Below are 11586 nucleotides of genomic sequence, written 5' to 3' on the forward strand. Positions count from 1 at the left end.
GTTAAATCCGGCATCCTAAAGAAGTGAAATATTTGTAAGAACTGGCAATCGCTCTGCGTGCTCGGCCAACGGGAACACCGGCGTCAATCAGCTGCTTATAACCGGTATTCATTTCTTCTCTGAGCGTAGTTGATCCCCATTTTCCTCCCGGCAGTGCCGACAACCGTGTCCGCCACGCTCTTTGCGCCGCCGAGACCTGAGCATGCTCGTAACCGCTGGAAGATCTCAATAATATCGTAGGAGCGTCACCACTGTTGTAGTTTGCAATGTTTGCCTTAGCCCAGGCGTCCTGGACAGGATGATGTGACTGAACGCGTAGGTCTGGCAAGGTATTGGTATGTCCAGCAGCACGATTTACACCTGGACTCAGCTCGCTGTGAGATCCGACATCATGCGTCTGGGCCCCACCAGGACGAATGGTCAAGCCAAGCGGGTCTATCCAGGCGAAGGTATTGGGTGCGTAGGAATACAGGGCTATCCCCCCATCCAGCCCTATTGGATCCTGCCCGATAAATTGTCCGATATCCGGGTCGTAATACCGATAGCGGTTGTAATGCATACCGGTTTCAGTATCAAAATACTGACCTTGCAGCCGGAGCGGATTATCCACGGTCTGCGCATGCATCTGCCGCACCGCTCCCATTGCCGTGTAGCCGGCCGACCACGCCACTGTTCCGTCAGCATCCGTCAGCCTTGTCGGACAGCCGTTGGGATCAACGTGATAGTGAAACACATGCCCAGCCGCCGCACTTCCGTTCGATCCTGTTGCGCCCGCATCCATTTCCGGAATTGCTGGCGTGTTTCCAGATGCCGGCATGAGCGCAAGCGATGGCGCGCCCGCGTTGCCGCCCAGCTGTATTCCCGCTCCCAATCCGGTGCTGTCCAACTGCTGCCGGCTGCCGAGGCTGGCCAAGATCCGGTTTTCATGCGCTGGCGATACGGGACCGTCTAAAACGCCGAGCTTTACGCTGCCTAAGCCTCCCAAACCGCCGGCGGCGGGCGCACCTGCCTTCAAAGTTTCAGGTGCACGCGCAGCAGCACCGGACATATTTTTCTCTGCCGCTGCACCAATGCCGCTCGCCGTACTCTCTTTAGCCGGACGATCAATCAATGCGAACGGCACAAACGTGGCAGGATAATAAACAAACTCTCTTACCTGGCTATGCATTTCCTTCAGAGCATTCAGGCGGCGGCGCGCAGCCATAAAATCTGCAACGTTTCCGGCTGACCATATATCCGCGAAGTTGCCGGTATCGTCAGACTGCCGGACTTCTCCCAATAGGGCGTCGCCATCCCAGAAGAACCAGGTGGTGTGGTTTTGATTACGCTTGAACACCCGGCGCCCTAGCGGATCATAGCCATAGCGGGTCGACTGGCCGCCATTGCGGCTTTCGATCAAGCGCTGGTTAGCATCCCAGCGCAGTTGCAGGGATACGGTACTAGGTGCAGCCGAACCAGTTTCGCGTCGTATCAGGTTGCCGACGCGGTCGAATACATAATGCCGTCCCTCGTGATCACCTTCGCGGCTCCAGGTTATCTCTGCCTGATTTTCAGCACCCGCAGCCTGCCGCATTGCGATTTCCCGGATCTGCGTACGCAAGCTATCACCCGCCGGATCGCAGAGGAATTTCGTGACGCGACCGGCAGGATCGGTATGTTGCAAGAGATTGCCTAGCGGGTCATATTGATACAGGCTGCTGCCGTGGTCGCTGTCGCTGCGTCGCGTCTGGTTGCCGGCATGGTCGTAATCGTAACTGGTATCGAACAGCGGCATCTGGTCGCGCAACACCGTTTGAGCGCTCAAATGGCCGGCCGCGTTGTAGCTGAGATGACGCTGGACCTTGCTGCTCAGGTATTCTTTCGTAGCGCGTCCAAGAGCGTCGCGTTCAATCAGGATAGGGGGCTCCGAGTTGATGGCCACGCTTGCCACCTGATCGCACAAATCGAAGGTGCAAACGACATTATTGCCGGCGCTAGTTTGCCGCGATAAGCGATTGCCGACTTCATCATAGCGATTCTCGATCTTGAAACCATCCTGGCTTTCTTCACTCAGATTGCCGTCGGCATCGAATTTACGCAGTACGTGGCGATATGGATTGCGCATCTCGATCAAAGCGCCATTCCTGTCGTAGCTATACGTTTCCTGCATTTGCCGCGCGAGATCATCGTTATCCGGCAGCGTTTTCCTGGTAATCCGACCCAATCGGTCAGTGGCGTAACTGATCGTCCGCCCCAAAGGATCGCAACTACTCAACAAAGCGCCCCTGGCGTCGTAGCGATATTGACGCGACTGCTCCCAATAATCGCTCTCTTCTACAATACGGCCCAAAGCATCGCGCTTGAGCCGGTAAGTTTCCTTGCGCTGATTTACCACTCCAACCAATTGCTGCTCAGTGTCATACAAATACTCGACAGTCTGGCCGTCTGCATGCAGGCGCTTTGCGAGCCTGCCCGTGCCAGCATAGTCCAGAATGGTTCTCGCGCCGTCCTGGGAAGTGTAGCTGACCAACTGGTCCTCCGCGTCATAGTCGCAAAAGGAGCTCGCGCCATCCGCATCAAGTGTCTGCAACAAACGTCCTTTGGCATCGTAGCGATATTCGGTAACGCCGCCGACAGGATCTGTAATACGCTTCAGATATCCAAGGGCATCGTGCTCGAAATAGCTAAGACGGCCGAGCGCATCTGTCAAATGAGAAAGATTCCCGTAACGGTCAAACGCCAACGCCGTAACAGCGCCGCGCGGATTCACCAAGGTAAGCAGCTGACCGTAAGCATCGTAAGTAAAATGCGAACGCGCGCCCATTGCCGTACTTTGTTCGAGCAACAAACCGTTTTCGCTCCAGCTGCGGCGCCAGTGCTTGCCAAGCGGGTCGACCACTTCGGTAATACGATTAGCGTCATCGAACACCATGACGGTCGCGTTGCCCTCAGCATCCAGCAGTTTCAGCAAATTGCCCCGCTCGTCATACTCAAATTCCGTACGTGATCCGATAGGATCAACCACTGCTGTAGTCCGTCCTAATTCATCGTATTCGAATACCGTAACACCGCCCAGCGGGTCAATTTCGCACAAAGGTAAATTATCTTCGTCGAACTTGATCAACGAAATATTGCCGAGAGAATCGGTGACTTCAATCTCGCGCAACACCGTGTTGTACGCAAAACGGCTGTCATGCAGGCCGTTTTCACCCCAGGCGCGTATAACGCGCCATTCATCGTCATAGGCATAATAGAAGGAGAGGCCGAGGCGGTCCGCATGGCGCACCAAGCGATGATGATCATAATCAAAGGTGCGAGCAGCGTTAAGCACGTCGAATGCTGCGACCATATCGCGGTTCTGGTACTTGTATGTCACCAGCGGATAGTTCAGTCCGGTACCAGGATCGTGCAGGCTGAGCTGATGAATTTTACCGTCGTATTCATGCACTTCGACAAAACGGCCAGGAAGTTCACCGATACCGCTCTCTATGATTCGTGTCAGATGACCATCGACACGTTCAAAGTGCCAATGATTGCCGCACAGATCTTCGATCCTTTCGATCTGCAAGTACAAGGCTTGACGCAACGGCGCGACGTTCGGCGCGGGTTTGCGGAAGACGTAGCGGAGATCGTCTTTGGTCACGACATGTAATTCATCCGTATCATCGCTTCTGATCCAATGCAACTTTGCGCCGTCAACCAATTCCATCACGGCGTGGCTCGAGCCTGTGGATTCGGGTAATTGAGGAAATACCGCCGCGCCGCTCGCCGCGAAAAACAGCACCATGCCGTCCGGTTCGATTTCCAATCGAAAATCCGCGGGCGTCTGCCAGCCATATCCACAGATGCCATCATGGCTGTTATTCGAGGAGTAGCCGCGGCTCCAGATCAACGGCAGGCGGCCTGGTATGGAAAAATCTTCATGGAAAACCGCGACGCTGCCATCGCGGATATCGACCGGTTCAGCACGCAACACCTTACATTTCAGGAAGCCGGGCTCCATATTCTTGAACAGCTTCTGGCGCGCCTTTTTGAACGCCTCTCCTACCCGCTGAAAACCCTTGGTTCGACGTAAAGCCTTCAAACCTTTGCCCAAGGCTGCAAATCCCAGCTTGGATGCAATCCCCATCAAGGAAATCGTCGGCGGCCCGCCGACAAACACGCTATCCGGTATCGCCAGGTTGACCGAAGTCGGCAAAGTCATCGACAGATGCGGCTTGGATGGCTTTTTCAGGCGGAACGGCGGCACCATGCCGACTACGCTGCAATCCAGCACCGGCATGCCCAGGCGCGAGAACGGCGAATCGTCGGCAAGCACGGTCTTGCTGCCCATGAACAGCTCATCATCGAACTGCGGTCCGCCTGGGGCGCGCAGGAACGGCACCCACAGCGCCAGCGGGATATGCACCGACAATCCTCCGGTCCCCGCGGTGGCGCGCTTGACGCCGGCTACCTGCACCGTGGCGCCGATGAATGGCAGGTAATCGAAGGGATCGAGCACCATCGAGATGTGCGCGGTCGGCAGCGGCACCGGCGGCGTTCCCGGCACCAGTTCGTACATGTGGATGTCGATCCCGATTTGCGGATCGAAATGCTTGGCGGCGTTAGTCATGGACCTGTCTTCCTCAAGCTGTCACTGCAGAGGCGCTCGGTTGTACTGGAGCGGCATCATTGATCAGACCCGATGGATCGGGCAGCTTGGTGAATTGCGGCGGCTCGCTCCATTCCGGCACATCCTTGTCGAGCGGATGCTTGACCTCGGGCAGGCCATTCCAGAGCGGATTGAGCAGCTCGCGCGCCAGCGCCACCACTTTGCGGAAAAATTCGTCGCCGCCTGCGATCAGGTGTTCGCGTTCCTGGCGCTGGCGCTGGAAACCGCTTTCGAAACGCGCGTGCATGGTGCTTTCGATTTTTTCCAGGTCGGCCGGCGAAGGCTGTGCGCCAAGCTTGCCGGCCTGCTGTTCGGCTTGCAGGTGCGCTGCGGCGACGGCGGCTTGGTAATCGGCCGCGCAGCGCTCCAGCTTTTCGGTGCGTCCCGGGTCTTGCAGCCGCAGCAGGTCCTGCAAAGCCAGCGCCATGGTGGTGAGCTGACGCTCGGCCGGGTCGATGGATTTTGCGGCGCGCAATGCCAGGGCGCCGTGATCGCGCGCCGGTTTTTCCTGCCGGGCTTGCGCATAACAGTAGCCGGCCATGCGGAAACCTTCGATTTCAAACATGGGATTGGGTACGCGCTGCGCCTGTTCCGCGGCGCTGCGGTAGGCTTGCGCCGCTTTTTCAGGCTGCTTCGCGACCAGCCATACGCCGGCTTCGCCGAACCAGGTCTGCATGATCAGATCGGCCGCCATCGGGTGTTGGTCCTGCTCCGCCTGGATGGCGCATGTGCGGGCGTCGCGATAGCGCTTGATGGCGTCGGCATAGTTCTTTTCTTTTACATAGGCGCCGGCCACCGCCATCTGCAGCACTACCTGCTGATCCGGCCATTGCTCGCGCTGCGCGATCTGCATGGCTTTTTCGGCGCGCGCCGCTGTCTGCGCCGCGCTGCCTTTCTCGACCAGGGTGATGACATCGGTGAGCAACTGGCGGTAAGCCACCGTCGGTCCTGAACCGCCAGCTTGCGCCACCGTTTCGCGGGCGATGTCGAACATGTCGATCGGCGCTTCCACTACGCGGACACGGGCGCCATGGCGCTGCGCCAGCGCCTGCCAGCGGCGATCGGACAAGGTGTCGACCAGCGTCAGCCGTACTCGGCTCGCATCCGACGCCAGGCCGGGACTATGCAGCGCGGCATCCAGCCAGGCTTCCCAGGCGTCCTGGCTGGCCACGCCATTCGGCGCCAGCACCGCGTTCACGTAGCGCAAATGCGCTAGCTGCGCCTGGTGATGCTGCGCGAATGAAGCCAGCACGGCCATGGTCCCGGATGCCGAATCGTGATGAGGCAACTGGGTGAATGGCCAGTCTGCCGCCACGCCTTGCTCACGCAGGCTGTCCTTGCTGTCGATATAGCTGTCGGCCAGGGCCTGGCGCAATGCGCGGCTGTAGCCAAAGCCAGTGTCAAACGGCGCATCGAAGCGCAGGAACAGGTCCGGCGTGGTCCAGTCGCCAGGATGTTGCTGCATCTCGAAAAACGCTTGCAGCATGCGGTCGGCATTGCCCGGGATGCGCCACACCAGCACCCGCATTTGCGGATCGTCGGTGTGTTCCAGCCACAGGTTGCGCAGGGTGTCGACGCGCTTTTCGACAGGATTCTTCGCCATGCTGGCGTCCTTTCGGTAAGGTCTTAGCTGTTCAGGTTGATCTTGCTGCCGTTGATCGACACGCCGCCGCCGTTGATCTTGATGATCGAGCCGCCTGCCGTGATGGTGATTTCGCCGGCGTCGATGCTGATGCCGGCGCCGCCGACGACAAGGTCGACCTTGCTGCCGGAAGCAATGGTCTGGTCGGAGCCGGAATACACCGTGTGGGTGCCGGACACTTCGTGCTGCATGTTGCCGGTCACCGACAGCAGGCGCGGGCCCGTGTTGCCGTCTTCCACCGGACCGGCGACCGTGCGCTTGTCGGTGCCGGTCACGCTCACTTCGCGGCCGGCGTGCATGGTATCGCTGACCGCCCCGATAACGGTATGGGTGAGCGTACCGGTGATATCCCTTTTCCAATTGCCGCTGGTGCTGCCGCTATAGTTGCCGACCAGGCTGCTGCCGTAATCGCCGGTGATGTTTTCGTTATAACCCGCAGCGGTAATGGTCCGTTTCTGGCCGGCCTGGTAGGTCTGCGTCACAGCGCCGGTAACGGTGGCGGTGGACGTGCCGGTGACGGTGCGGGTATCGTTGCCGGCCACCGTGGCGCCGCGGTTGCCGCCCACCGAGATATCCTGGTTGGCGCCGACATTCAGGCTGTGGTTAACGGCAACCTTGGTCGCCTTGTTGTTGTTGACGGTGCTGTTATGGTCGTTCAGCACCGTCACCGCCATGTCGCGCTGGGCATGCATGTTGAGCAGTTCGCTGCCGCCGGTGTCGTGCATGGTGACTTCGTTGAAGCCGCCGCCGCGCACGGTCTTGGAGCGCATGCCGCTCACTTCCTGGCCGAACGGCGGCATGTTGTCGGCGTTGTAGACACGGCCGGTGATGATGGGCCGGTCCGGATTGCCGTCGAGGAAATCGACCACCACTTCCTGCCCCACGCGCGGCGCCGAGACGCCGCCCATGCCGCTGCCGGCCCAGGGGCTGGCGACCCGCACCCAGCAAGAGCTCTGGTCATTGAACTGGCCCAGCCGGTCCCAGTGGAACTGCAACTTGACGCGGCCGAATTTGTCGTGCCAGATCTCCTCGCCTTTCGGTCCCACCACGGTCGCCGTCTGCGGCCCCGGCATGCGCGGCCTGGCGGTGTCGCGCAAGGGCCGGTAGGGAATCTTGCGGCGCAGGGCGCTGACCTCGACCCGGTACATGCAATCCTGGGCTTCGCCGAAATCGCTGGAAAAATTGTTGCGGGCGTCGTGGCTGACCCGCAGCGCCATGAAACGGTGTTCGGTCGGATCGTCCCCTTCGTGCTCGAAATGGCCGGCCAGGTCGAAATAGCGGCCGGCCACCAGCTCCCGGGTAGTGCCGGCGCCTTCAAACAGCTTGGTCTGCCAGCCGGCTTCCTCGGCGCGCACCGCGGTCAGCTGCTCGCCGACCGAGCTGTTGCCGTAGCTGGCCGCGCCGTCGTAAGCATAGCGCTCGAATTGGGGCAAGGTGCCGCGCGGAGCATCGTTCTTCAGTTCGACCGCGAGCGGATTGCGCGGCTGCTTGAAATCGAAACTCTTGATGCTGTGCACGGAAGGCCCGACCCGGCGCCGCGGCCGCCAGTCGTCCAGCACGTCGCTGGCCTGCAATTCCTGGTTGGGCTGGAAACGCACCGTGGCGTCGCCTGCCAGCGGCTGGCACTGGGTCGAATCGTCGGCCAGCACCAGCTTGTGGCCGCTCTCGCTGTGCTCGAAGCTGTAGTAGATGCCGGCGTCCTCCAGCAGGCGCGAGACGAAGGTGAAATCGGATTCGTTGTACTGCACGCAGTACGGCAGTTTCGGATAACGGCCGGAGACCAGGTCGACACGGTAGTCGGCCAGCTGGCCGTACTTGCTGAATACTTCCTGTGTGATTTCCAGCACCGACAGGTCCTGGAACACGCGGCAGTTGCTGGCATAGTCGAGGAAGGAAAACCACGGCGCCAGCTGCGCCTGGTAAGTGGCCAGCCCGCCGTCGCTGCCGGTACGGCTGAACTCCTGGACAAAACCGTGGAAATGGCGCTCATCGGCTGCGGTCAGCATGGTCAGCAGCACCGGCTGCCCGACCAGCTGCTTGAGTTCAAGCTGGTCGTAGGGCGACAGCAATTCAAGGGTCAATTGGAACGGCTTGGACAAGGCTTCGCTGCCGTACATCCGGTGCACCAGCAGCAGATCGGCATCGAGCGGTGTCTTGATACGGACCAGACGCCGGTCCTGGTTGAAGCGGCCTACCCGGGCCAGCATTGCAGAAGGGTTTGGATACATTGGCACTCTCCGTTTTGCAGAAGGAATGGCTTTGCATAGAGCTGCTATTTAAGCCGCGATCCTGGATAAGGACGTCGGCTTTGCCTGTGATAACCGCGAACAATTACGCAAAAGAAATATTGCCGATCTGAAATTATATCGGTATTTAAGGTGGTCGCGGCGCCGTGTCTGAATAATTTACAGCGCTGGGGTTGCCAGCGAGTGACAGCGGCGGCGAGGCGGCGTCCGGCGTGCTGAGCCGGACCGCGGTGGTATTTACATTACTTTAAGATCAATATCTGGTGTTTGCCCGGCTTACTGCAAAGCACCGAAAGGCTTGCCCTCGCCGCCGGCATCCGGCGTCGCGGCTTTGGCGGCGCGCGTCGTCTTTTTCTTCAGCGGGCGAGCCGCCTTAGGCTTGGTGTCGGCCACTGCGGCCGGGTCGACCACGGTTTCGCCCAGGCTTTCGCGCAGCAACCTGGTCTGGTTTTGCGCATCGCTGAGCACGCCGCCGTTCAGGTCGCTTTGCGCACTCAAGTCGTTCAGGGCCTTGATCGACAGCTTGAGGCTGCCCAAGGCCACCACGCCCTTGGCGTACTTGTCGGCCGGATCGCGTTGCAATACCTGCAATGCATAGGCGACCGCGTCGCCATAGCTGCCGGCGTCGTATTTGATCTGGGTCATGCGCACCCATGGCGTTTTTTCGGTCGGACGGGCTTGCGCCACATCCTTGAGCACCTGGATTTCCTGGTCGGCCGCACTTTTCTGAGCCGTATCCGGCACAGCGGCAGGAGCAGCAGATGCAGCGAATGGGACCATCAAACATGTTAAAGCGACACTGCAGACCAACTTGGTTTTCCAAAGCTTCATAGCTTTACTCACTTTCCTGAAAATATTAAGACCTGGGCAGGCACGGCACAGCCATTGCAAATATAACAATCGCCACAGCAGGTATCAACTGTGGCCAATGCGGGATATCGACGCTTTTTTGGGGATGCATTCAGGACACATGTTACTACGGAAACATCTCCTTTGACATTTCGACATATCCGCCAGGCATCTCCGATGCCTGGTTTGCGCGACATCAGGAGTGCAACTAAGATTCCTTTTTTGAAACGCTAGGGTATGATTGTGCCAAGGAAATTCCGATGAATATCTCGCAAGAGCGTCGCCGCCTTCCGGCTTGAACCACTTTTTATTTGGGTTTGTCATTTATGTTTTCTGTCGATCAATTACTCAATCCCGTCAGCGATGCCGCACCATGCGGCGCCGACCTGTCTTTCTCAAGCGACCTGGATGCGATCGCCAACGCCCGGCGTTTTGACGATCCGTCGCTGGACCAGGGCGAATGGGTCACCGAGCTCAAGGAGGCGGACTGGGGTTTCGTCGTCGACAATTGCGCGCGGCTGATAGAAACCCAGAGCAAGGATCTGCGGCTGGCGGTCTGGCTGGCGGAGGCCAATGCCAAAATCCGCCATTTCAGCGGCCTGGCCGACGGCTACCTGTTGCTGGCCGGCCTGAGCGACAGGTATTGGGAAGGCTTGCATCCGGTGCCGGACGATGACGACCAGGAATTGCGGGTCGGCAACTTGAGCTGGCTACTGTCGCGCTCAGTGCAGTTGATCCGCGAGATCCCGATCACGGAAGGCCGCGGCACTGCGTTTTCCAGCGTGGATTTCGAGTCGGCGCGCATCCGTGCGGCCAGTGAAGAACGGGACCGGGCCAACGGCGAGAGCGTCAGCAGCGACGGCGTCAAGCTGGCCGACATCGAAGCGGCAAAACGCAAATCGTCGCCGAAATTTTATGAAACATTGCTGGCGGACGCCAACTTGTGCCAGCAAGCGCTGCTGCAATTGGAAAAATCGATCGATTTCCGGGTAGGCCAGGATGGACCGGCATTTTCATCGGCCAAGGACGCGCTGGAAAACGTGATTGCGGTCATCACCCGCTTCGCACAGGAAGCCGGAGTCAACACAGGCGCCGCGCCGAAAGCCGGCAGCAACGAGACACAAACCGCACCCACGGTGCAGCAGGAGGTAAGCAAGGTGGAGCAAGCACAGACCACGCTGAACGGCCCGATACAGAACCGCGCCCAAGCCCTGGCGCAGCTGCGCCATGTGGCCGATTTTTTCCGCCGCACCGAACCGCACAGCCCGGTCGCCTACCTGGCGGACAAGGCCGCCAGCTGGGGCGACCTGCCGCTGCACCACTGGCTGCGCACGGTCATCAAGGATCCAGGCTCGCTGGCCCACGTGGAAGAACTGCTGGGGCTGCACGGCGACAGCCAGCAAAACGACAACAACTAAAAGCGCCGTCCCGGCTTACTGCGATACCCGGAACTCGATACGGCGGTTGCGCGAGCGGCCGTCGGCGGTGTCGTTGGTCATGATCGGCCGGTCCGGTCCCTGGCCTGAAGTCACGATGCTGTCCGGGTTGATGCCCTTCTGCGCCAGGTAATCCTTCACTGCATCGGCGCGCGCCTTGCTCAGCGAAACGTTACGCGCCCGCAAACCCTGGTTGTCGGTATGGCCGATGACTTCCACTTTCTTGTCTTTCACCTTCAGCAGCGCAGCCGACATTTCATCCAGGATATGCATGCCGGAAGGCGTCAGCGTGGCTTGCCCGCTTTCGAACTCGATGGTGCGGTTGGCCAGGGTCTGGTCCAGGATATTTTGCTCCGAAGCAGAAACCCGCAAGCCGTTCTTGACGGTGTAAGTCGGATTCAGGTTGCCGGCGATTTCACTGGCGATCTGCTGGCGCTGCGCTTCGTTGCTGACTTCGCCGTTGATGGTGACGGTATTGCCGTCGATCTTCAGCTGGCCGCGGCTGACCTGTTTCAGGCTCGGACTGATCAGCTTCTGCACATAACCGTTCCAGTTGGCCGGCGACACCACCGAACCGATCGATATCTGGTCCACCACACGGTCGGCGCCATACAGTTCCTGCAGCTTGCTCAGCGCGCTCTGCTTGCTGGCTTCGTCGGGCACCGTGCCGCTGACCAGGATCTGGCCCGGTTTCGGGGTAGCCACGGGCGGCGCGACATTTTGTGCCAGCGCCAGGTTCGACATGAATAACGATGTCAGGGCAATGCTCAGATAACGCATGCG

The 11586-nt window shown here is 59.4% G+C and carries 6 protein-coding genes; 1 reads left to right on the forward strand and 5 read right to left on the reverse strand.

Annotation, left to right across the window (positions count from 1 at the left end; genetic code table 11):
• Position 1: 1 nt before the first annotated feature.
• The 4 genes from V8G57_RS12740 to V8G57_RS12755 form a co-directional block, all read right to left on the reverse strand.
• A complete protein-coding gene (locus V8G57_RS12740; protein ID WP_342829710.1) occupies positions 2–4591 on the reverse strand; it encodes an RHS repeat-associated core domain-containing protein in 4590 nt (1529 codons plus the stop codon).
• 13 nt (positions 4592–4604) lie between these two features.
• Positions 4605–6233 carry a tetratricopeptide repeat protein gene (locus tag V8G57_RS12745; RefSeq protein WP_342829711.1) on the reverse strand — a complete coding sequence of 543 codons (1629 nt, stop codon included), beginning with the start codon at positions 6231–6233 and terminating at the stop codon, positions 4605–4607.
• A 23-nt stretch (positions 6234–6256) separates the two neighbouring features.
• Positions 6257–8500, reverse strand: a complete 2244-nt coding sequence (locus V8G57_RS12750; protein WP_342829712.1) for a type VI secretion system Vgr family protein — start codon at positions 8498–8500, stop codon at positions 6257–6259.
• Positions 8501–8794: 294 nt separating this feature from the next.
• On the reverse strand, positions 8795–9298 hold the full coding sequence (locus tag V8G57_RS12755; protein WP_342829713.1) for a hypothetical protein: 504 nt from the start codon (positions 9296–9298) through the stop codon (positions 8795–8797).
• Positions 9299–9693: 395 nt separating this feature from the next.
• Here V8G57_RS12755 and tssA point away from each other — a divergent pair, with 395 nt between their 5' ends.
• Positions 9694–10785 (forward strand): type VI secretion system protein TssA, encoded by a 1092-nt coding sequence (gene tssA, locus V8G57_RS12760; RefSeq protein WP_342829714.1) that lies wholly within the window; start codon positions 9694–9696, stop codon positions 10783–10785.
• Positions 10786–10800: 15 nt separating this feature from the next.
• On the opposite strand, the gene V8G57_RS12765 is transcribed toward tssA, so the two are convergent.
• Entirely contained in the window at positions 10801–11583 is a 783-nt protein-coding gene (locus V8G57_RS12765; protein WP_342829715.1) for an OmpA family protein, read from the reverse strand.
• Positions 11584–11586: the final 3 nt, after the last annotated feature.

The organism is Collimonas rhizosphaerae, assembly GCF_038896935.1.
In the GTDB taxonomy this organism is placed as follows: domain Bacteria; phylum Pseudomonadota; class Gammaproteobacteria; order Burkholderiales; family Burkholderiaceae_D; genus Collimonas; species Collimonas rhizosphaerae.